This is a genomic window from Actinomadura keratinilytica, assembly GCF_039539665.1.
GTDB classification, from domain to species: domain Bacteria; phylum Actinomycetota; class Actinomycetes; order Streptosporangiales; family Streptosporangiaceae; genus Spirillospora; species Spirillospora keratinilytica.
Genome location: NZ_BAABDO010000003.1, coordinates 112,943 through 133,804, shown reverse-complemented (window position 1 = coordinate 133,804; position 20,862 = coordinate 112,943). Strand labels below are relative to the sequence as shown.

Sequence of the window (20,862 nt, the reverse complement as noted above, 5' to 3'; positions counted from 1 at the left end):
CCTGGACCGTCCCGCCTCACCCGGGTGGCCGGGCGGACGGCCTGCCAGAGGAGAACGCTGACCCGGTCACCAGTCTCCGCCGTCCCCGGTGCGGTCGCCGCATTTGAGGCGGTGGGCGGCCCAGGCGGCCAGGACGTGCCTGCGGATCTTGCTGTGGTGGCGGACGTCCATCGGGAAGTGCCGGTGGAACAGCACGTCGGCGAGCCCGGCGGTGTGCGGTTGCCGCTGGGCCAGGCTCAGCAGGTCGGCGCGGATGCGGGCGCGCTCGCGGCGGGACGTGCCGTGTTCGGGCTCGACCACGAGCACGGGGCGCTGCGCGGGGGCCGCTCCGACGCCGACGAGGGCCGTGCGGTGCACGCCGCGCACCGTGTTGAAGATCGGCTCGACATGGTCGGTGTACCAGTCGCCGTGTTCGGTGCGGACGCGTTCGGACTTGCGGCCGGCGAACCACAGCCGCCCGTGCGCGTCGATGGTTCCGAGGTCGCCCATGCGGTGCACGACCTGGTCGCCGTCGGCGATGCGGGCCAGCGCGGTGGCGTCCGGACGGTGCAGGTAGGGGTCGCTGACCGCGGGCGATGTCACGGTGATCTCGCCGACGGTGCCCGGGGCGACGAGCAGGTCGTCGCTCCACCGGCCGATCGGCTCGTCGGAGATGGCGATGACACGGACCTGGGCGTCCGCCAGGGGGGTGCCCAGGCAGGTCCCGGCGCCGCCGTTGGTGGCGGCGGCGGTGGCCGCCAGTTCGCCGCAGGCGATGGCGCTGACCGGCATGCATTCCGTGGCCCCGTACACCGAGTAGGCGACGGCCTGCGGTTTCAGGAAGCCGCGCACGCGGCCGAGCACGGTCGGTGACAGGGGCGCCCCCGATGCCAGCACCACGTTCAGCGAATCCAGGATCAGCCCCCGGGTCAGGCAGTACCGTGCCAGCCGGTCGAGCAGATCCGGAGCGGTGAACAGTGCTCCCACCCCGTACCGGCGGATGTCGTCGACCAGGGCCGCCGGGCTGGCCCGGTCGAGCCGCCGCGGATCGATGTCGGGGCACACGACCGTCGCGCCCAGCAGGGGCGCCGCCATCGCGAACGGCGGAAACGTCGACAGCATCCGCGTGCCCGGACCGATCGCCGCGCTGTCCCTGAGCATGCGCAGCAGCGGCAGCAGGTGCCGACGGCGCAGCGGCACCCCTTTGGGCGGGCCGGTGGAGCCCGAGGTGTAGGCGAGCAGCGCCATGTCGTCGCCCCGCCCGGCCTCGTACACGGGGGTGCGGCCCGGCGGGCGCGGGCGGTGCGGCCTGGTGCCCAGCCACAGCCGCCGCGGCCCGACGGTGATGCTGGTGCGCACGCTGCCGCGCCCCCAGCCGAACACCAGCCGGGCGAACTGGGCGAGGGGGATGCCGATGAACACCTCGGGCGCCGCCTCGGCCAGGCACGAGCGCAGCTGCCCCGGCGGCAGCCCAGGATCGACCATGACGGGCACCGCGCGCAGCCGCAGCAGGGCGAACACCACGGCGAGCAGGTCGGGGCCGGGCGGTACGAGCACGACCGTGCGCGTGCCCGCCCGCACCCCGGTTCGTCTCAGGGCCGCCGCCGTGTCGTCCACCAGCCGCGCCAGTTCCTCATAGGTCAGTGCCACCGCCGTTCGGCAGGCCACCGCCTCCGGTCGACGGCGCAGATGCCCGTCAAGCAGTCCCGCCAGATCCGCAGTGATCACCGCAGACCCCCTAACCGACGCACCCCGCACTCGGAAGGCAACTAAGCGTAATGACTCGCTCACGCAAACTCATCATCAAAACTCTCTTCTAACCCTGTGGTCACACGACCGATAGGGCGCCGTCTCGATCCGGTGGCGGACAGGGCGGTGCCTCCCGCGCGGCCGAAGCGTGCGGTGCGCGTTGGGCCGGTTAGTGGACGGTCCGCGGTCGTCCTTGAGGGGGGTCAGACCGGTTTGGGGCGGCTTGTGAGGCTGCGTCTGCGGGCCAGGGGGCGCTCGCGGCGCAGGTCGCGTACAACGCCGTTGGCGCCGGGCGTGGGAGGGGGCCTTGCCGCCTTCGACTTGGACGCCTCCGTCACGTGCATGCCGTTTCGGAGCCGGGCCCGCAGCGCCACCGGTGGGCCGGCTGAGCCGCGCCGACAGCCGGTGGGCGGGTGCTGCCTCTGATTTCGACGTCCTTTAAGGGGCAAGGCTCTAAGAGAGGGGGCACCGTGCGGCGAGGTCCAGACCGGCCGGATACCGGCTTGCCCAGGCCCCTCCGTAAAGCGTTCGCCGGGTGCGAGCGCTGACCCGGCGTCTACCGAGGAGGACGACCATGCCGGACGAGACATCAGGTCATCCGGAACTGATCATCCGCATCCATCCGGTGGGAGGCGACGACGTCTCCTTCGTCACCGCCGACTTCGCGGGACTGGGACAGGCGGTCGAGGTCATCACCCGTGCGCTGAACGAGCGCCGCAGCCTGGTCCTGACCCAGGCGCGGTCCAGCCGCGAGCCCGACACCAGCGCGGTCGTCATCAACCTGGCCAACGTGATCGCGGCCCGCGTGTCCGAGAAGAACGGCGCAGCCGGTCGGCAGATCCTGTGACACACCGCGGCCCATGCCGCGCCGCCCGCCCTGTGACTTCGCCGGGGAGCGCTTGCGGATCCGCGTTGCCGACGCCCCTGTGCTCGACCGCCCGAAGCGGTTTTCCCGGCGATCCGCCGTCATGAGGCGGACCGGGGAATCCGCAGAGCCAGCAGGGCGATGTCGTCGGTGTTGCTGACGGGGACGCGCTTCAAGATCTGGTCGCAGAAGTCCTCCAGGGGGTGGCGGGCGAAGGCGGCGGCGTGGCGGCGCAGGTCTTCCAGGCCGGTGTCCAGATCGGTACCGGGCACTTCGATCAGGCCGTCGGTGTAGAGCAGGAGCGTGGAGCCGGGCGGCAGCGGGGTGGCGGCGTCCGGACGGGCGTCGCTGCTGAGACCGGTCCCCAGGAGCAGGCCCCGCCCCCGGTCGAGGTACTCGGCGCGTCCGTCTCGGGTGACCAGTAGGGGCGGGGGATGGCCCGCATTGGTCCAGTGCAGGCGCCAGGGGCCGTCCTCAGGGCCTTCGACGCGGGCGAGGATCGCGGTGGCCATGGAGACGTCGGTGATGCGGGGAATGGCTTCGTCGAGGCGGTCGATGATGGCGCTCGGCGGGCCGGTGCGGTCCCAGGCCAGCGAGCGCAGCGTCCCGTGCAGTTGCGCCATGCCGGCGGCGGCGTTCAGGTCGTGGCCGACGACGTCGCCGATGACCAGCGCGGTGGCGCCGTCGCGCAGCGGGAAGGCGTCGTACCAGTCGCCGCCGACCTGGGAGCCGGCGGGGGCGGGCTGGTAGCGGGCGGACAGGCGCAACGGGCCGGGCTGCGGCAGCCGCGCGAGCAGGTTGCGCTGCATGGCCTCGGCGATCTCGCGTTGGCGGCCGAAGGCGCGCGCGTTGTCGATGGCGAGGCCGACCTGGCGGCCGATGTCGCGGGCCAGCGCCAGTTCCGCGGTGTCGAAGGGGCGGGACGGATCGGTGCGGACCAGGGTGAGGGCGCCGGTGATCTGCCGGGCGGCGCCCAGGGGTACGACGACGGCGGAGACGGCGCCCGTCGCCTGCAGGAACGCGGCCTGCACGGCGGCCAGGGAGGAGTCGGGCGGGGCGGCGATCTCCTGCGGCCCCAGCACGGCGGGCTCGCCGCCGTGCAGAACCCGCACCAGGGAGGAGCGGGAGTGGGCGGCGAGCGGCGGCAGGGGGCACCGCAACGCCTCCTGGGCGAAGTTCCGGCCTTCGGGACCGGTGACCGTCACCCTGCGGACCTGCCCGGATTCGACGCACAGGTCCACGGCGGCCCAGTCGGCAAGGCGAGGCACCAGCAGGCGGGCCAGCCGACTCAGGGCCACCTCGGTGTCCAGGGGCTGGGCCAGCACCGCGTTGATCTCCGCGACCAGAGCCAGTCGGCCGGTGCGGTTCTCCAGGGCGATCATATGCGCCGCCCGGTCGGCGTGCGCCGCCTCGGTGGCGGTGATGTCGGCGAACAGGACGGTCATGCCCACCACGGCGCCGTCCTTGATCACGGGAGTTCCGGACCAGGTCACCCGGACCGGCCGCCCGTCGCCGCGGGTGAAGCTGTCGGTCTCGGCGTGGGCGGCGGTGCCGTGGGTCAGGGCCGTCAGGAGGCGACATGGCGCCCGGTGCGGCGTCGCTCCGTCGGCGCCCTGGTGCAGCAGGTCGTGGAAGTCCCTGCCCAGCATCGCCGCCGCGGTGCGCCCCAGCAGCTCCTCCGCGGCGGGGTTGACCGCCGCGATCCGGCCGGTCGAGTCCACCACCGCCAGCCCGGCGCCCAGGTGGTCGAACACCTCACGCCAGAATTCGGGCTCCGCGGCCCACAACAGGCTGTCACCGTGTCCACCGGCCGGACGCTCCGCCATGCCGTTCCCCCAGTCAGCTGACCGCGCCGGCTGATACCGGCCCGCACCAGGCGACGAACAGCGATCAGCGCCGGCGCAGATCCATCTTCACCTCCGACATTACGCCTGGAAACACGCGCCGGACCTGCCGAGACGGGGCGACGCCCCCCACCGACGCCGGCCGGAGCAAGGCAGACCTCCCAGCGTTCGCTTGCCGATGTCGTGCGACGTAGGGTTGGTGTGCCAAGGGTTCTTCGCACGCTGGTGACCGATGCCGGCGTCGCCCACGGTGATTGGCTATCCGGCTGGCGAAGCCGAGGACGGGGCCGACGTCATGGCCCACGACACCAACGAATCCACCACGGATCCTCAGTCCGACCCCCGTGGGGCGAGGCTGAGTCTGGCGGCGGGCACCGCGCATCGCGGAGCCCTGGACGGCGGCTGGTGGCCGCGTTCACATGACGCCCGTACCGAACTGCCGGAACTGGTCGCCGGGCTGGCCGGGCACTTGGGCAGGGTCACCCATCTCGCCGTCGACACCGACCACTGGGAGCACGTACCGGGCGACATCACCGTCGCCGGGCGGAAGGTGAAGGTGGGCGGCCTTCCGGGGCTCGGCCATGTGGTCGTCGTGATCCGGGGCCGGATGGACACCTTCCTGCTGCTGGTGGTTCCGCCCGAGGCGGCCCAGGCGCGCGCGTACGCCGCGCTGAGCGGATCGGCCGCCGGAGCGGCCGGCACCTGGCCCGAGCAGATCCTGGCCACCTGTGACATCTCCACCGCCTGAACCGGCCAGGAGCCCGGCACTTGGCTCGACGGCACTCCATGCTTTCCGCGGCAAGTGATCGGGTGGGAGGAGGCAACCGACTGGTCCTGGCCCTGAACACGCACAGCGTGCGGATCGCCTCGACTGAACGCGGTGAACTGCGCGCCTCTGCACATGCACACCGACCGCGTCGCGGCCACTCGCCACCGCGACGGCCCTCTCCCGGTGCCGGGCGCCGCGTGGTCAGCACACCCCCTGCTGCAGGTCGGCCACGGCCACGCGGCGGCGGTGCGGGTCGGCCACCTGAACGGCGCGGCCGCCGCAACGGCGCGGCCGTCGTATGCGGCTGCGCGGTCGGTAGGCCGCACCCTTCCGGCGGCGGCCGGTTGGCGCGGCCCGCTACTGGCGGCGGCCGGCGACTGCTCGGCCCGGCGCGCCGCCGCCGGGTGGTGCCGGCCGCCGCGGCACGCCGCCCTGGCGATGCTTCGCAGCCGACCCGGTGGCCCTGCCCTTTGGACGAGCGGCCCGCCGGTAGCGGCGTCGGCGTCGCCGCGGACGCGTGACCTGGCGGATTGCGGTCCCCGAACCCTAGGAGATGACGGTCATGAGTGGAATGGCGGCCGATGTGTGGATCGCGGCCAATGATGGTCGCGACCTGGTCCGCGCCGATGCGATCGTCTTGTTTCGCTTTGACGACACCGGTCGGCTGACCGCGCAGCTCCGGGACGAGGCGCGGGTCACCGTGACTCTGCTGGAGGGGGCGGCTTCCGGTCGGCCGCCCGGGGACTTCCACCGTCAGCTGATTCGGACGATCTCCGAACTCGCGGCTTCCAGCGGCGCCCACCTCGTCTACGCGCACAAGGACGACCGCGGCTGGCACTGGGTGAGCGAGACGCTGTAGGACGCCGCGCCCCTTTCGGCTGCTCGGGCGTGGCGCATGCTCTGTTGCAGATCGAGGGCGAGACGGGCACGCCCGAGGGGCGGCGGCGCGAACCGGTTTGTCCGTGCGTGGGCGGCCAACGCACCTGACGGCGAGTCGGCTCTCCGGGGACCTGCCGCAATCCATCGGCACCGGGACGACCCCACGCCTCGTCCGCCCCGTCGTCACCAAGACCACCAGGAGGGCGCCGGGCTCATCCCGACACCGACCGGGGCGGCGGCCCGGTGACGCATCGCACGCGCTGTGCGTCGTCCGCCGGGCCGCCTCCGCCTCACTGCTGAGAGGTGCGCCACCGCGGTCGCGGTGACGGGACGCGCTCAGCCGGGATGCCGCGGGGCGCCGGGCTGGTCCGGCTCCGCGGCGATCAGGGTGTCGCCGGGCAGCGGCTCCAGGTCGGCGGGCCGGACGGCCGCGTCGACGATCACGGTGTGCGGGCGGTCGAGCGGAGCCCAGTACGCGAACGGCTCCGCGCCGATCTTGCTGTGGTCGGCGAGCACATAGGTGGCGCGTCCGGCGTGCAGCATCAGATGCTTGATCCGGGCCTGCTCGGGCGACGGGCAGCACAAACCGCGGGCGGTCACGCCGTCCGCGCCCAGGAAGACCTTGTCGGGGCCAAGCCAGCGCAGCTGCTCCTCGGCGAACGGGCCGACCACCCCCTCGCCGGGGTGGCGGACCCGCCCGCCGAGCAGGATCAGTTCGACGCCGGGGGCCTCGGCCAGCAGGGCGATGGCGTTGAGCCCGGCGGCGATCACGGTGATGCCGGTGCGGTCGCGCAGCCGCCGGGCCAGCCGCGCGGTGGTCGACCCGGCGTCCAGCAGCACCACGTCGCCGGTCTCCACCAGGTCGGCGGCGACGGCGGCGATGGCGTCCTTCTCGCGCCGGTGGCCGTGCTCCTTCTCGCGCAGCGGCAGCTCGTGCGGGTGCGGACCGCCCACCGCGCCGCCGTAGGTGCGGGTGATCTCGCCGGACAGTTCCAGTTCGCGCAGGTCGCGGCGGACGGTGGAGGTGGACACCCCGAACCGGCGGGCCAGCTCGTGGATGTTGCCGTTGCCCGCCCGGACCTCCCGCACCAGCAGGGCCCGGCGTTCGGCGGTCTGGGCCCTCGGCCCGCGTCGTACGGTCAACACTCCCCCATCAGGCGGTCCGTTGTGCGGCAACCGCATGATCCCCGACGGCGGGCACCGGGCGCAGGCCGAACCAGGAGACCGCCGCCCCGGCGGCCAGGAATCCGGCCAGCGCGACGAACCCGGCGTTCTGCGAGCCGGTCAGGTCGGTCAGCCAGCCGACCAGGTACGGCCCCATGAAGCCGCCCAGGTTGCCCAGCGCGTTGATCAGCCCCATGGCCACGGCGATGACCTCGAACCGCAGCACCTGCGCGGGCATCGCCCAGAACGGCCCGTAGGGCGCGTAGACGCCCGCGGCGACCACGCACAGCAGCACCATCTGCGCGACGCCGCCGTGCACGAGCTGCCCGGCCAGCAGCCCGGCGATCGCCACGACCTGGGGGATCGCGACGGCGGCGCGCCGGTTGCCGGTGCGGTCCGAGCGGGCCGCGTTGTAGATCATGGCCGCCAGCGCGACGGTGTAGGGGACGGCCGTCAGCCACCCGACGGCGGTGGCGGACGCGTCCCCGGTCATCGTCTTGATCACGCTGGGCAGCCACAGGCTGAAACCGTAGAACCCGGTGATCCAGCAGAAGTACACCAGCACCAGCAGCTGGACGCGGCGGTCGCGCAGCGTCTGCCCGTAGCCGGCCTGCCCCGTCGACGGCTTGGCCGCCTCGTCCTCGGCCAGCGCCCGCTCGACGTAGGCACGCTCCTCGGGCGAGATCCACCGTGCCTGCGACGGCCGGTCGGCGATGGCGAACCACCACACCGCCGCCCACACCAGCGGCGGCAGCCCCTGCACGACGAACACCGTGCGCCAGTCCATGTGGTCGAGCATCCAGCCGGACAGGGGCGCCATGAGGATGGACGAGATCGGCAGGCAGGCCATCCACAGCGCGTTGGCCCGCGCCCGTTCCCGCAGCGGGAACCAGGACGCCAGCAGGATGAGCACCGCGGGCCACACCCCGCCCTCGAACAGGCCGAGGACGAGCCGGGCCGCGTACAGCTGCGCCTCGCTGCGCACCAGGCCGCAGGCCATGGCGGCCAGACCCCACGCGATCATGAGGAGGAGCACCGTCTTGCGGGCGCTCCACCGCGCCGCCAGGACCGCGGCGGGGATCTGCAGGACCATGTAGCCGACGAAGAAGATCCCGCTGGCCATGCCCTTGGCGCTGCCGGACAGCGGGAAGTCGTCGTCCATGTACGGCAGGATGATCGCGACGTTGTTGCGGTCCAGGTAGGCCAGCATGTACATGATCGCGGCGACGGGGATCACGTACGTCCAGCGGCGTGCGGGTGCGGTGGCGGCGGTGGTCATCGGGGGTGGGTTCCTTCCGCTCGCGGGGTCGGACGGTCAGCGGGTGGCGTACTCGGCGCGGATGCGGTCGGCGTAGGGGGCGAACTCGACGGCGGTGCGGAACGCGGCGGCCATGGTCCCGGGGGAGGCCGTGCCGGTGCCGGCGATGTCGAAGGCGGTGCCGTGGTCCACGGAGGTGCGCAGGATCGGCAGGCCGACGGTGACCGAGACGGTGCCGTGGAAGTCGACGGTCTTGGCGGGGATGTGGCCCTGGTCGTGGAAGTGCGACAGGACGCCGTCGTAGCGTCCCTCCAGGCCCTGGTGGAAGACCGAGTCGGCGGGGACGGGGCCGGTGACGTCCAGGCCCGCGGCGCGGGCGGCCGCCACCGCGGGGGCGATCGACACGATCTCCTCGTCGCCGAAGTTGCCGTTCTCGCCGCCGTGCGGGTTGACGGCCGCGACCGCCAGCCGCGGCGTCCGGCCGTCCGCGCCGAACACGCGCAGCGCGGCGTAGGCCTCGCGGATCGCCTCCTCGACGACCTGCTCGCTCAGCCTGTCCAGCGCGTCGCGCAGGGACATGTGCCGGGTGGTGAAGAAGATCTTCAGGCCGCGGACGACGAACATCGTGTTGTGCCGGGTGGAGCCGGTCAGCTCCCCGAGCATCTCGGTGTGGCCGAGGTGCTTGGACCCGGCGGCCCAGATCGCCTCCTTGTTGATGGGGGCGGTGACGACCGCGTCGGCGACGCCGTCGAGGGCCAGCCGGGTGGCCGTCTCGATCGCGGCGACCGCCGCGCGGCCCGCGACCGGGTCGACCTTGCCCCACTCCAGGTCCGCGCCGGCGATGCCGAGGTCGAGCACGTCGATCACGCCCTCGGTGAAGCGCGCCTGGCCGGGGTCGGAGACCGCGTTGATCTCCACGTCCAGGCCGCAGATGCGGGCGGCGCGCTCCAGCACGGCGGCGTCGCCGACGGCCAGCCCCCGGGCGGCGCGCACCGACGCGGGGTCGGCCAGGGTGCGCGCGGTGATCTCGGGGCCGATGCCGGCCGGGTCGCCGAGGGTGACGGCGAGCAGCGGTCGGGTGTCCGCACTCATCTATGCATCGTCCTTTCGTCGCGAATCGTGATCATTCGGAGGTGCTCGACGCAGTCGACGGCCGCCTGCCGGTCGCCGATGAGACCGCCCTTGGCGGCGAACGGGAACCCGGCGTGCGGGCCGCCGACCAGCCGTCCGGCGACGGCCAGGGGCTGCACCTCGGCGTCCACCTCGAAGCCCTCGGCGCCCAGGGCGTCGACCACGGCGACCGACACGTCGCCGCCGGTCGCGTACACCCCGCCCACGCGCCCGGACTCCACCACGTTGCGGGCGACGGCGGCCAGCACGTGCGGGATGCGTCCGGCCAGCGCCGGGTCGAACTCGGCGGGGACCATGCGCAGCCCGGCCACGGTGGCGCCGTCGTCCAGCAGCCCGATGACGTCGGCGGTCAGGGCGTCCTCATCGAGCGCGGTCACCTCGCACAGGCGGGCGCCGAGGATGTGACCGGCCTCCCGCAGCTGCTCGGTGGTGCGGGCGGTGACGCTGCCCGCGACCACCAGGATCGGCTTGGGCGTGCCGCCGATGCCCAGTTCGGCGGCGAGCGCGGCGCCGAACGGCCCGGAGTCGACCGACAGCCAGGTCTCGCCGGTGGCCGCCGCCGCGCGCGCCAGCACGGACACGTGCCCGGGGGTGACCGCGTCGCACACCAGGACGTCGGACCGGTCGGCCCGCATCGCGCGCACCAGGGCCTCCTGCCCGGCCTGGACGACATCGAGGACGATCTCCCCCACGCTGAGCTCGGTCTGGGCGCGCAGCAGCGTGGCGACACGCGACGCGGTGATCGGGCTGAGCGGGTCGCGGGCGGCGTCGGTCTCGGTGAGCGGAACGCCGTCCACCAGGTGGACGCCGCCGACCGTGGTGCGGCCCGCGCTGGGGAAGGCGGGCACGCACAGCGCCCGCGCGTGCGGCATCCTGGCGCGCAACCCCTCCAGCATCCCGGCCAGCTCGGCGCCGACATTGCCGCGCAGGGTGGTGTCGACCCGTTTGACCAGGAGCCGCATGTCGCTGCCGAGCGCCCCGGCGACCTCGGCGACCAGGGCGCGGGCCTGTGCGGCCGGGCAGTGCCTGCTTGCGGTGTTGACCACCACCACGTCGGCCGCATCCCTGTGCCGCCGCGCATGGCGGATGTCGCTGACCGTGACGGCGCGCATGCCCTGCCGCGCGAACAGCGCGCCCGTCGCATTGCTTCCGGTGAGGTCGTCGGCGACGACCAGGACCTCCGCCACCAATCCCACCTAGTTGCATGAACCGAGCAGAATCAACCTGCTCGAAACTTCCGACTAACGTGCTGTCAGCATCCGATGCGCGGATGGTTGATGTCAATACCCCGCCCTAGTTGCTCAAACTGAGCAACTAGCGTCGTCCGGAGGTCTACGCGCTCATGGTTCGGGCGCGTTGCGGTGTCGGCGGGGCCGGAGCATCGAAGGCGGGTGGGCGTCCTGGGCTGCTGAGCGGCACGTCCGCCCATGGCGGTGGCGATGCCGCGGGCCTGTAGACCGTGGCGGATGACCCGGCTCCGCCCAACCCGCGCTCAAGATCGACTGCGGATGTCTGGGGCGGCTCGGCGGGTGTGACGGCGGTGGTCACGCCTCTCTCTCGCCGCCGAGCTGCGTGGACTCGTCATACCGGGGCATGGAGCCGCCGAAGCCCGGAAGGACGGTATCAGCGCGCGGGCTACCGTCCTCCCGAGAATGAGGCGTCGTCACCCCCGGGTGGCCGCCGGTGCGTTGTGGGCGCGGCGGTAGGCCAGCGGTGACATGCCCAGGTAGGCGGAGAAGTGCTTGCGCAGGGCGACGGGGTCGCCGAAGCCGCAGGCGGTGGCGATCCGGGAGACGGGCAGGTCGGTGGTCTCCAGCAGCAGGCGCGCGTGCTCCAAACGCCGCTGCGCCAGCCATTTCAGCGGGCTGGTGCCCACCTCGTTGCGGAACCGCCGGGTGAAGGTGCGCACGCTCATGTTCGCGTGCCGGGCCAGGTCCTCCAGCGTGAGCGGCTCGGCCAGCCGGTCCAGCGCCCACTGGCGGGTCGCCGACGTGGAGCGGTCGGTGTCCGGCGGGACGGGGTGCTCGATGAACTGCGCCTGCCCGCCCTCGCGCCACGGCGCCACCACGCAGCGCCGCGCGGCGGCCGAGGCCACCGCCGCCCCGTGGTCCCGCCGGACCAGGTGCAGGCACAGGTCGATCCCGGCGGCGCCGCCGGCCGACGTCAGGATGCGTCCGTTGTCGACGAACAGCACGTTCGGATCCACCTCGACCTTGGGGAACAGCCGCGCCATCGCGTCGCACAGCGCCCAGTGCGTGGTGGCGCGGCGGCCGTCCAGCAGACCGGCCGCCGCGAGGAGGAACGCCGAGGTGCACAGGCTGACGATGCGGGCCTGCGGTCCTATGCGGTGCAGCGCCGCGGCCACGTCGTCGGGCAGCTCCCCGGTCGCGAGCAGCTCCCGGCTGGGCTCCTGGGTGGCGATCACGACGGTGTCCGCCGTCTCCAGCGCCGACTCGTCGTGGTCGACGACGATGCGGAAGTCCTCGTGGGTGCGCACGGGGCGGCCGCCGAGGGAGCAGGTGGTGACGGAGTACAGGCGCGTCCCGTCCGGTTCGCATGCCTCGTTGAACACCCTGGCGGGAATGCCGAGGTCCAGCGGCAGGACTCCGTCGAGGGCCAGGACGGCGACGCGATGCGGCATGGCCGGAATGGTACGACAGATGGCCATCGGGCCACTCACTCCTCTTCCGCGGCCCGCGCGATTCTTTCCTCGGCCGGGGACGAGAGCCCGGCCGCAGGAGGAGTGAGACGGATGAGCGAGAACACCATGCGGGCCGTGACCATCAAGGAGTTCGGCGGGCCGGACGTGCTGAACGTCGAGGAGGTCGCGCGTCCCGAGCCGCTGCCGACGGAGGTGCTGGTGCGCGTGCACGCCGCCGGCGTCAACCCGGTGGACTGGAAGACCCGCGAGGGCCGGGGCATGGCGGGGCTGCAGACGCTTCCGCTGATCCTGGGCTGGGACGTGTCCGGGGTCGTGGAGGAGGTCGGCTTCGGCGTCACCACGCTCGCGCCCGGCGACGAGGTGTACGGCATGCCCTGGTTCCCGCGCGCCGCCGGGGGCTACGCCGAGTACGCGACCGCACCGGCCCGCCAGTGGGCCCGCAAGCCGGCCGCCCTCGACCACGTCCACGCGGCCGCCGTGCCGCTGGCGGCGCTGACCGCCTGGCAGATCGTGGTGGACACCGCCGACGTCCAGGCCGGACAGCGCGTCCTGGTCACGGCCGCCGCCGGCGGGGTGGGCCACTTCGCGGTCCAGTTCGCCCGGCACCGGGGCGCCCAGGTGATCGCCACCGCCCGCGCGGCCCGCCACCCCTGGCTCAAGGAGATCGGCGCCGACGAGACCATCGACTACACCGCCACCCGCTTCGAGGACGCCGCCAAGGACGTCGACGTCGTCATCGACCTGGTGGGCGACGCGCACGACCGGACCTCCACGCGCGCGCTCGGGGCCCTGCGTCCCGGCGGCCTGCTGGTGGCCGTCCCGGGCGGCGTCTCCCCGGAGCTGGCCGAGGCGGCGGAGGCGCGCGGCGTGCGGGTCACCCCGTTCCTGGTCGAGCCGGACGGCGCCGCGCTGACCGAGATCGCGGGTCTGATCGACGCCGGCGACGTCGCCGTCGCGGTGGAGGAGACCTTCGCGCTCGACCGGGTCCGCGAGGCCCATGCCCGCGGCGAGACCGGCCGCACCCGCGGCAAGCTCGTCCTCACCGTGACCGACTGACCGCGCCCGCGAGGCCCCGACAGCCGCCGACGCATGGCGGGAAGGCCGTATAGAAGGCGCTAGATGCCGCAGATACCGACAAATGAGATGTACCCCCTACCGGATTCGAACCGGCGCTACCGCCTTGAAAGGGCGGCGTCCTAGGCCGCTAGACGAAGGGGGCCTCCGTGGCCGTGCCACTGGACGGCTCCAGCATAGGGGACAACCTCCCGGCACGCACAAAGGGTTATCCCCCTTCGCGGGACGGTCGCGGGGACAGGGGCGTCGTGGTGGGCCACTCGGAGGGCGGGAGGGACGGGAAGGACGGGGAGACGGTCGTCGTGGCGGGCGGCGAGGGGGAGATGGTGCGGTCGGGGCGGGTTTCCAGGTGGCGCTCGATCTGGGCGGAGGTGAGGCCGAGACCGCCCAGGCGGATGTCGTCCCAGCCCTGGAGGCGGCGGTCGGCGCGGCTGAAGTAGAGGATGGACAGCTCGATGGGGGTGGGCTGCTCCTTCTCGAGGCCGCGCAGGCCGGCGCCTCCGGTGGAGCCCTGGACGAACAGGCGGGTGCCGGTGGGCAGGAGCGTGGTGGAGCGCTCGTGGTTGTGGCCGGACAGGACGAGCGGGGTGGCCCCGGAGAAGCCCTCGGCCTCGCGGGGGTCGTGGACGACCGCCAGGTCGGGGACGGTGCCGGAGGCGCGGAGCTCGGCGGCGAGCTGGGCGCCGCGGGCACGCAGCTGTTCGGCGCCCACGTCGTCGTCGCGGGTGGTCTTGTCGGGGGTGAAGCGGGGGTCGCCGACGCCGTAGACGCGCAGGCCCTCGATCTCCTTGACGGTGTCGTCCAGGACGACGGCGTTCTTCTGGCGGCCGACGGCGCGCTGGGTGCCGCGCGAGTCGTGGTTGCCGCGGACGAACACGTACGGCACCTTGAGCGACTCGATCTCCTCGGCGAAGCGGTCCTCGGGGCGGCTGCCGTGGTCGGTCAGGTCGCCGCTGTCGATGATCATGTTGACCTTGAACTGGGTGCCGACCGAGCGGATCACCGACCAGGCCGCGGGGTTGAGGTGGATGTCGGAGACGTGCAGGACGCGGATCGTCGACGGGTCGGGCTCGTAGGTGGGCAGCGTCGAGGTGACGCTGTAGAGCTTGGAGACGTTGCCGACCAGGCGGGCGAGCTGGGCGCGGTAGGCCGAGAAGCGTTCGACGATGCTGCGGGCGTCGCCGACGACCTGGGGGGCGTTGGCCAGCAGGCCGGTGTAGCGGGGTTCGGCGATGGCCTGCGGGTTGAACGTCGTCCAGAACAGCAGGGCGAGGGAGACCAGGCCGGCGGCGGCCGCGCCGGTGCCGAGCAGGGCGCGCCGCCAGGACCGGAAGACCAGCAGGCCGGCGAACAGGGCGGCGGCCACGGCGCCGGCGGCGGCGCGCAGCAGCAGGACGGTGACGCCGTGCCGGAGCTGCTCGGTGATCCGGTCGGTGAGGGCGGACAGGTCGCCCTTCCCCTCGATCAGCGACCGGGCCGACTCGGGGCGCAGGGCGGTGACGCGGGCCTCCAGCGCGATCGGGCCCCAGTGGGTGTCCAGGTGCAGCGCGCCCAGCGGCGGGATCCGGACGATCGTGCCGCCGCTCCAGGCGGGGCGCAGGGCCAGCGACACGTCGGTCGGGCCGACGGCGGTCTGGATCCGGCCGCCGAGCAGCAGGCCGATGAGGCCGCCGGCCAGCCCGACCAGCAGCACCGCGAGGAGGCGGGTCCAGCGGGACGCGGCGATCGCCGCCGGCGCGCGGGACGAGCGGATGCGGGACCGGCAGGAGCGGAATACCGACGCGACGGCGCGGAGGCGGTCCGGCACCGGGGGCTCCCTTCCGTCGAGCACAATGGGGGCTGTGATCGAGATGTCGCGGGAGGCGTTCGAGGACCTGGTGGCCGAGGCCCTCGACAGCATCCCGGCCGAGCTCACCGAGGTCATGCGCAACGTCGTCATCATCGTCGAGGACGACGCGCCCGAACCCGGCCTGCTCGGCCTGTATCAGGGGGTACCCCTGACGGAGCGGGGCGACTGGTACGCCGGCGTGCTGCCTGATCACATTTCGATCTACCGCAACGAGATCCTGGCGATCTGCGAGACGCCCGACGAGGTGGTCGACGAGGTGCGCATCACGGTGGTGCACGAGATCGCCCACCATTTCGGGATCGACGACGAGCGGCTGCACGAGCTCGGCTACTGAGGCGGCCGGAGGGGTCCGCGGGGCGAACTCTTTCCCCAATCGCGCACGGAAGGTCACCCGACTGCCACGCAGCGTGAGTTAATAGGGGGGTTCTTCGAACCTTGCTGGAGCGTGTGTGGCGGAAAGGCAGAGCGGCCGGCATCGGCGTCCGCCGGAGGTGCAGGCCACCTATCGTGAGGTCTTCGCGGTGGGCGAGTTCCGCGCCCTGTGGCTCGCGCAGGCGTTGTCGTTCATCGGCGACCAGCTGGCGCAGGTGGCCCTGGCGGTGCTCGTGTTCGACCGCACCGGCTCGGCGTTGCTGACGGCGGTCACCTACGCGTTGACGTACCTGCCGCCCATCGTGGGCGGGCCGGTCCTGTCGGGGCTGGCCGACCTGTTCCCGCGTCGCACCGTCATGGTGGTGTGCGACCTGCTGCGCGCCGGGCTGGTGGCGCTGATGGCGCTGCAGTCGATGCCGTTCTGGTCGCTGTGCGGGCTGGTGTGCCTGGTGGTGCTGCTGGGCGCGCCGTTCACCGCGGCGCGGGCGGCGCTGCTGCCGGACGTGCTGTCCGGCGACCGGTACGTCGCCGGGTCGGCGATCAACAACATGACCCACCAGGCCACGCAGATGCTGGGGTTCCTGGCGGGCGGCGCGATCGTCGCGGCCGTGGGGACCTACCAGGCGCTGATGATCAACGCGGTGACGTTCGGGGCGTCCGCGGTGATCCTGGTGGCGGGGATGCGGCGGCGTCCGGCGCCGCGCCGCCGCGAGAGCGAGTCGCTGGCGCTGTGGCGCGGGACGCGGGACGGGGCGCGGCTGGTGTTCGGCGACACGACGCTGCGTTCGCTGGTGTCGTTCGCGTGGCTGTGCGCGTTCTACGTCGTCCCCGAGGGGCTGGCCGCCCCGTACGCGGCGACGTTCGGCGGCGGTGCGGTGACGGTGGGGCTGCTGATGTCGGCCATGCCGACGGGGATGGTCGCGGGGGCGTTCGTGTTCAGCCGGTGCGTGCGGCCGTCCAACCGCATCCGCGCCATGGGCTGGATGTCGATGCTGGCGTGCGCGCCGCTCATCGGGGCGGCCCTGCATCCGCCGCTGTGGGCGGTGGTGGCGCTGTGGGCGCTGGCGGGGGCGGGCAGCGCCTACCAGCTGGCGGCCAACGCGGCGTTCGTCGCGGCGGTGCCGCCGTCGGGGCGCGGCCAGGCGTTCGGGCTCGCCCAGTCGGGCATCCTGGCCGGGCAGGGCCTGGCGATCCTGATCGGCGGGGCGGCGGCGCAGTTCCTGGGGCCGCAGACGGTGGTCGCGCTGGCGGGCGCGCTCGGCCTGTCGGCGGCCACGATGCTGACGCTGGTGTGGAACCAGGTGCGGCACGAGGTGATCGCGTCGATGCAGGGGTCCGCCGCGGGCGCCGAGCCGTCCCCCGGTTCGCGGGACGACGCGGAGCGCCCCGTGCCCGTGCGCGCGGCGTCCAACGGCCGTGCGGCGCCCGGCCCGGACGCCGCCGGGGGCGGCCGCGCCGCTGCCGCCCGCCGGGCCCCCTGACCGCCGCGGCGGGGCGTTTCAGGAGCCGGGGCGGGTCTTCTTGGTGAGGGTGTCCTTGGCCTTCTGGACGGCGTCCTGGACGACGGGGGACTCCTGGCCCTTCTTGATGAGGTCCTCGGCGAGGGAGGCGGACTCGCCCTCCTCGGGGATGAGCAGCCAGGCGATCGCGTACAGGAGCACCCCCGCGCCGCCGAAGACGGTGAACACCGCCAGTCCCAGGCGGAGGATGTTGGGATCGACGCCCAGGTAGCGGCCGGCGCCGGAGCAGACTCCGGCGATCATCCGGCCGTCGCGAGTGCGCTGCAGCCGCTTCTTGTCCGTGTCCATGCCTCGATCATGCCCAGCACACCGCGACCCTTACATAGGGATTTGCCCTGATTGGTCCCTGAATCCTCCCCGGGGCGTCAGCGGTGGCCGCCGCGCCACCGCTCGGTGGCGACCCCGGACATGACGACCGCCACGACGTCCTCGGCGAGCCGCGGCGTGATCGGCAGGTGGCCGAACAGCGCCCGGTAGTAGGCGGTGGACGCCAGCATGTCGAGCAGCAGGTCGATGTCGGCGTCGGGGCGGATGTCGCCGCGTTCGACGCCGCGCCGCAGGGCGGCGGCCGTGCTGGCGCGGCGCGGATGGAACAGCCGGTCGAAGAACGACTCGGCCAGCTCGGGGTCGTCCCCGAGGTCGGCGATCAGGCCGGGCAGGGTGCGGCGGACCACGGGGTCGCCGGTGAACGCCTCGGTCAGCGTGCCGATGCCCGCGACCAGGTCGCAGTGCGTGCACCCGGTGTCGGGGGTGGGCGCGGTGCCCATCGTCGTGGCGAGGGCGTCCACGATCAGGTGCCGGCGGGTGGGCCAGCGGCGCCGGATGGCGGGCTTGGTGGTCCCGGCGCGGGCGGCGACGCCTTCGAGGGTGAGCCCGCTGTAGCCCGACTCGCGCAGCATGTCCAGGGTGGCCCGGCGGACGGCATCGTCGATGCGGGTGTCGCGCGGCCGTCCCGCGCGCCGCGTGCGCTCTCCGTCCGCCGCGCCCGCCGCCGCGACGGCGGCGGTGCCGTGTCCCGAGCCCTTGACCATGCCGCCAGTCTAGAGGGATATTTCATTCCGATCCGGAACGGAATGTATTTTGGAGGTGGTCGGAATGGCCCGGCAGGCCGACGACGGCGTCTTCTCGGCGCGTTACCGGGCGCTGACCTCGGGCGTCGTGCTCTCGGTGGGGCTTGTGGCGTTCGAGTCCCTGGGCGTGGCGACGGTGCTGCCCGAGATCGCGCGCAGGCTCGGCGGGCTCGACGCCTACGGCTGGGGGCTGTCGGCGCTGATGCTCGCGCAGATCCTCGGCGCGGTCGCCGCGGGGCAGGACGCCGACCGGCGCGGGCCCGGACGGCCCCTGGCGCTCGGACTGCTGGTGTTCGCGGCCGGATGCGCGCTGGCCGGGGCCGCCGCATCGTGGCCGGTGTTCCTGCTGGGCAGGTTCGCCCAGGGGCTCGGCGTGGGCGCCGTCATGGGCATGGCCTACGCGATGATCGGGCTGGCGTACCCCGAGCGGCTGCGCGCCCGCATGTTCGCCCTGCTCTCCTCGGCCTGGACCGTCCCGTCGCTCATCGGGCCGACGCTGGCCGCGGTGGTGGCCGGCGGCGTCGGCTGGCGCGGCGTGTTCATGCTGCTGCCGCCGCTGGTCGCCGCCGCCGCCGTGCTGGCGCTGCCGGGCGCCCGCGCGCTGCGGCCCGCCGCCGCGTCTTCAGCGGATCCGGCGGACGAGCCCCCGGCGGGCGGGGCCGACCGGCCGTGGTGGAAGGGGCCCGTCGCCGCCAGCGTCCTGCTCACCGCCGGGACGGGCCTGTTCATCCAGGCGCTGCTGCTCGACCGGATCGTGCCGCTCGTCGTGCTGGCCGCCCTCGGCCTGGGCGTCGCCGCGGCGGCGCTGGTGCGGGTCACCCCGGCGGGGACGCTCACCGCGCGGCGCGGCGTCGGCGCGGGCGTCGCGCTGCGGTTCCTGCTGTGCGGGGTGTACTTCGGCAGCGAGGCGTTCCTGCCGCTCGGCCTCACCGAACTGCGCGGCGTCGGCGCCGCCGAGGCCGGGCTCGGGCTGTCGGCCGGGGCGCTCACCTGGGTGGCGGGCTCGGCGCTGCAGGCCGGACGCGACGGCGCCCGGCGCGGCGGCCGCACGGCGAGCATGGTGCTGGGCTCGCTGCTGCTGCTGGCCGGGCTGGCGGTCATGGCGCTCGGCGTGCTCGCCGAGGCCGTCCCGCCGCTGACGGCCGTGGCGGGATGGGCGATCGGCGGGCTCGGCATGGGCGTGGCGTTCAACGCGGCCACCACCGAGACGACCGAGCTCGCGCCCGCCTCCCGGCAGGGCGAGGTCGGCGCCGCCCTGCAGCTCGCCCAGACCCTCGCCACCGCCGTGGTCAGCGGCATCGGCGGCGCGACGATAGCGATCGCGCACGCGCACGGCGGGCGGACGCACACCGCGCTGGTCGTCACGTTCGTCCTGACCGGATGCCTCGCGGTGCTCGCGGCCCTGCTGCCGCTGCGGCTCCGCCCGGCCCGCGCGGCGCAGGCCGTCTCCCCGTGAGCGGCCGCGCGGGAAGGAGGCACGCGTGCGGGGGCGTTAAGGTCGATTGTGCCCGCGCCGCCGACACCGGGGTCGGTGAAGCCCTGCTAAAGGGAACCGCGAAGGGTTTTTCACTGGACGTTGGAACGACCTCGTCGGCAGACTCGTTGCCGCAGGTCAAGCGATTATTTCAGAGGGAGCGGCATGAGAATCGGGATCGTCGGTGCCACCGGGCAGGTCGGGGGCGTCATGCTCAGGATCCTGGCCGAGCGCGGGTTCCCGGTGGGCCAGCTGCGGCTGTTCGCCTCCGCCCGTTCGGCCGGGCGCACGATCACCTGGCAGGGCACCGAGGTGACGGTCGAGGACGCCGCCGCGGCCGACTACTCCGGGCTCGACATCGTCCTGTTCTCCGCCGGCAAGCACACCTCCAAGGAGCTGGCGCCGCGGGTGGCGGCGGCCGGCGCGGTCGTCGTCGACAACTCCTCGGCCTGGCGGATGGACCCGGACGTGCCGCTCGTCGTCTCCGAGGTCAACCCGCACGCGGCGGCGAACCGCCCCAAGGGGATCATCGCCAACCCCAACTGCACCACCATGGCGGCGATGCCGGTGCTGCGGCCCCTGCACGAGGAGGCCGGGCTGACCGCGCTGGTCGTCTCCACCTACCAGGCGGTGTCCGGCAGCGGCCTGGCGGGCGTCGCCGAGCTGCACGAGCAGACCCGCAAGGTGGTGGAGGGCGCCGACCGGCTCACCCACGACGGGGCCGCGGTCGAGTTCCCCGAGTCGCGGGTGTACGCGCGGCCGATCGCGTTCAACGTGCTGCCCATGGCCGGTTCGATCGTGGACGACGGCCTGGAGGAGACCGACGAGGAGCAGAAGCTCCGCAACGAGAGCCGCAAGATCCTGCAGATCCCGGACCTGAAGGTGTCGGGGACCTGCGTGCGCGTCCCGGTGTTCACCGGCCACTCCCTGCAGATCAACGCCCGGTTCGCGCGCCCGATCACGCCCGAGCGGGCCCGCGAGCTGCTGGACGGCGCGCCCGGCGTGGCGCTGTCGGACATCCCGACGCCGCTGCAGGCCGCCGGCCAGGACCCGACGTACGTGGGCCGCATCCGCCGCGACGAGACGGTCGACAACGGCCTGGCGCTGTTCTGCTCCGGCGACAACCTGCGCAAGGGCGCCGCGCTCAACGCCGTCCAGATCGCCGAACTGGTCGCCGCCGAGTGACCGGCTGACCGCGCGCCC

18 protein-coding genes and 1 tRNA gene are annotated in these 20,862 nt (G+C 73.6%); 8 read left to right on the top strand and 11 right to left on the bottom strand.

The window, feature by feature from the left end; genetic code table 11:
* Positions 1–66: 66 nt before the first annotated feature.
* Positions 67–1,707 carry a fatty acid CoA ligase family protein gene (locus tag ABD879_RS02080; RefSeq protein WP_345016812.1) on the bottom strand — a complete coding sequence of 547 codons (1,641 nt, stop codon included), beginning with the start codon at positions 1,705–1,707 and terminating at the stop codon, positions 67–69.
* A gap of 595 nt (positions 1,708–2,302) precedes the next feature.
* Between ABD879_RS02080 and ABD879_RS02075 the strand changes: the two genes are divergently transcribed.
* A complete protein-coding gene (locus ABD879_RS02075) occupies positions 2,303–2,575 on the top strand; it encodes a hypothetical protein (RefSeq protein WP_345016809.1) in 273 nt (90 codons plus the stop codon).
* Between the two features lie 119 nt (positions 2,576–2,694).
* Here the strand turns inward: ABD879_RS02075 and ABD879_RS02070 are convergent, their stop codons facing one another.
* Positions 2,695–4,419 (bottom strand): SpoIIE family protein phosphatase, encoded by a 1,725-nt coding sequence (locus ABD879_RS02070; RefSeq protein WP_345016807.1) that lies wholly within the window; start codon positions 4,417–4,419, stop codon positions 2,695–2,697.
* A gap of 250 nt (positions 4,420–4,669) precedes the next feature.
* Here ABD879_RS02070 and ABD879_RS02065 point away from each other — a divergent pair, with 250 nt between their 5' ends.
* Positions 4,670–5,185: a DUF5994 family protein gene (locus ABD879_RS02065; protein ID WP_345016805.1), complete on the top strand. Its 516-nt coding sequence runs from the start codon at positions 4,670–4,672 to the stop codon at positions 5,183–5,185.
* A gap of 583 nt (positions 5,186–5,768) precedes the next feature.
* A complete protein-coding gene (locus ABD879_RS02060) occupies positions 5,769–6,065 on the top strand; it encodes a hypothetical protein (RefSeq protein ID WP_345016803.1) in 297 nt (98 codons plus the stop codon).
* A 356-nt stretch (positions 6,066–6,421) separates the two neighbouring features.
* Here ABD879_RS02060 and ABD879_RS02055 read toward each other — a convergent pair whose 3' ends face one another.
* The 5 genes from ABD879_RS02055 to ABD879_RS02035 all read right to left on the bottom strand — a co-directional run bounded on the left by ABD879_RS02055 (position 6,422) and on the right by ABD879_RS02035 (position 12,279).
* Positions 6,422–7,228 carry a DeoR/GlpR family DNA-binding transcription regulator gene (locus tag ABD879_RS02055; RefSeq protein ID WP_345016801.1) on the bottom strand — a complete coding sequence of 269 codons (807 nt, stop codon included), beginning with the start codon at positions 7,226–7,228 and terminating at the stop codon, positions 6,422–6,424.
* A 10-nt stretch (positions 7,229–7,238) separates the two neighbouring features.
* The gene (locus ABD879_RS02050; protein WP_345016799.1) at positions 7,239–8,528 is read right to left on the bottom strand and encodes an MFS transporter; all 1,290 of its coding nucleotides are present in this window, start codon (positions 8,526–8,528) and stop codon (positions 7,239–7,241) included.
* Positions 8,529–8,564: 36 nt separating this feature from the next.
* Positions 8,565–9,599 carry a 4-hydroxythreonine-4-phosphate dehydrogenase PdxA gene (gene pdxA, locus ABD879_RS02045; RefSeq protein ID WP_345016797.1) on the bottom strand — a complete coding sequence of 345 codons (1,035 nt, stop codon included), beginning with the start codon at positions 9,597–9,599 and terminating at the stop codon, positions 8,565–8,567.
* Positions 9,596–10,825: a four-carbon acid sugar kinase family protein gene (locus tag ABD879_RS02040; protein ID WP_345016795.1), complete on the bottom strand. Its 1,230-nt coding sequence runs from the start codon at positions 10,823–10,825 to the stop codon at positions 9,596–9,598. The genes pdxA and ABD879_RS02040 overlap by 4 nt, the downstream gene beginning before the upstream one ends.
* A 476-nt stretch (positions 10,826–11,301) precedes the next feature.
* Positions 11,302–12,279, bottom strand: a complete 978-nt coding sequence (locus ABD879_RS02035; protein WP_345016793.1) for a GlxA family transcriptional regulator — start codon at positions 12,277–12,279, stop codon at positions 11,302–11,304.
* A gap of 111 nt (positions 12,280–12,390) precedes the next feature.
* On the opposite strand from ABD879_RS02035, the gene ABD879_RS02030 reads away from it, so the two are divergent.
* Positions 12,391–13,356 carry an NADP-dependent oxidoreductase gene (locus ABD879_RS02030; RefSeq protein WP_345016791.1) on the top strand — a complete coding sequence of 322 codons (966 nt, stop codon included), beginning with the start codon at positions 12,391–12,393 and terminating at the stop codon, positions 13,354–13,356.
* Positions 13,357–13,446: 90 nt separating this feature from the next.
* Here the strand turns inward: ABD879_RS02030 and ABD879_RS02025 are convergent.
* Positions 13,447–13,519 (bottom strand) — tRNA-Glu (locus tag ABD879_RS02025).
* 63 nt (positions 13,520–13,582) lie between these two features.
* Entirely contained in the window at positions 13,583–15,181 is a 1,599-nt protein-coding gene (locus tag ABD879_RS02020; RefSeq protein WP_345016789.1) for a metallophosphoesterase family protein, read from the bottom strand.
* Between the two features lie 34 nt (positions 15,182–15,215).
* Between ABD879_RS02020 and ABD879_RS02015 the strand changes: the two genes are divergently transcribed.
* The gene (locus ABD879_RS02015) at positions 15,216–15,557 is read left to right on the top strand and encodes a metallopeptidase family protein (RefSeq protein ID WP_345016787.1); all 342 of its coding nucleotides are present in this window, start codon (positions 15,216–15,218) and stop codon (positions 15,555–15,557) included.
* Between the two features lie 115 nt (positions 15,558–15,672).
* The gene (locus tag ABD879_RS02010; RefSeq protein ID WP_345016785.1) at positions 15,673–17,076 is read left to right on the top strand and encodes an MFS transporter; all 1,404 of its coding nucleotides are present in this window, start codon (positions 15,673–15,675) and stop codon (positions 17,074–17,076) included.
* A gap of 18 nt (positions 17,077–17,094) precedes the next feature.
* On the opposite strand, the gene ABD879_RS02005 is transcribed toward ABD879_RS02010, so the two are convergent.
* Together ABD879_RS02005 and ABD879_RS02000 are read right to left on the bottom strand one after the other, a co-directional pair.
* The gene (locus ABD879_RS02005) at positions 17,095–17,403 is read right to left on the bottom strand and encodes a PspC domain-containing protein (protein ID WP_345016784.1); all 309 of its coding nucleotides are present in this window, start codon (positions 17,401–17,403) and stop codon (positions 17,095–17,097) included.
* Between the two features lie 77 nt (positions 17,404–17,480).
* Positions 17,481–18,146: a TetR/AcrR family transcriptional regulator gene (locus ABD879_RS02000; RefSeq protein WP_345016781.1), complete on the bottom strand. Its 666-nt coding sequence runs from the start codon at positions 18,144–18,146 to the stop codon at positions 17,481–17,483.
* 64 nt (positions 18,147–18,210) lie between these two features.
* On the opposite strand from ABD879_RS02000, the gene ABD879_RS01995 reads away from it, so the two are divergent.
* Both ABD879_RS01995 and ABD879_RS01990 read left to right on the top strand, forming a co-directional pair.
* Positions 18,211–19,641, top strand: coding sequence for an MFS transporter (locus ABD879_RS01995; protein WP_345016778.1), 1,431 nt, complete (start codon positions 18,211–18,213; stop codon positions 19,639–19,641).
* A gap of 183 nt (positions 19,642–19,824) precedes the next feature.
* Positions 19,825–20,844: an aspartate-semialdehyde dehydrogenase gene (locus ABD879_RS01990; protein WP_345016776.1), complete on the top strand. Its 1,020-nt coding sequence runs from the start codon at positions 19,825–19,827 to the stop codon at positions 20,842–20,844.
* Positions 20,845–20,862 lie beyond the last annotated feature (18 nt).

Bases quoted from the DNA above. Each gene is read 5' to 3' on its own strand.
- ABD879_RS02070 (WP_345016807.1), bottom strand. From the start codon at position 4,419: ATGGCGGAGCGTCCGGCCGGTGGACACGGTGACAGCCTGTTGTGGGCC.
- pdxA (WP_345016797.1), bottom strand. From the start codon at position 9,599: ATGAGTGCGGACACCCGACCGCTGCTCGCCGTCACCCTCGGCGACCCG.
- ABD879_RS02075 (WP_345016809.1), top strand. From the start codon at position 2,303: ATGCCGGACGAGACATCAGGTCATCCGGAACTGATCATCCGCATCCAT.
- ABD879_RS02030 (WP_345016791.1), top strand. From the start codon at position 12,391: ATGAGCGAGAACACCATGCGGGCCGTGACCATCAAGGAGTTCGGCGGG.
- ABD879_RS02060 (WP_345016803.1), top strand. From the start codon at position 5,769: ATGAGTGGAATGGCGGCCGATGTGTGGATCGCGGCCAATGATGGTCGC.
- ABD879_RS01995 (WP_345016778.1), top strand. From the start codon at position 18,211: ATGGCCCGGCAGGCCGACGACGGCGTCTTCTCGGCGCGTTACCGGGCG.
- ABD879_RS02065 (WP_345016805.1), top strand. From the start codon at position 4,670: ATGCCGGCGTCGCCCACGGTGATTGGCTATCCGGCTGGCGAAGCCGAG.
- ABD879_RS02000 (WP_345016781.1), bottom strand. From the start codon at position 18,146: ATGGTCAAGGGCTCGGGACACGGCACCGCCGCCGTCGCGGCGGCGGGC.
- ABD879_RS02035 (WP_345016793.1), bottom strand. From the start codon at position 12,279: ATGCCGCATCGCGTCGCCGTCCTGGCCCTCGACGGAGTCCTGCCGCTG.
- ABD879_RS02005 (WP_345016784.1), bottom strand. From the start codon at position 17,403: ATGGACACGGACAAGAAGCGGCTGCAGCGCACTCGCGACGGCCGGATG.
- ABD879_RS01990 (WP_345016776.1), top strand. From the start codon at position 19,825: ATGAGAATCGGGATCGTCGGTGCCACCGGGCAGGTCGGGGGCGTCATG.
- ABD879_RS02050 (WP_345016799.1), bottom strand. From the start codon at position 8,528: ATGACCACCGCCGCCACCGCACCCGCACGCCGCTGGACGTACGTGATC.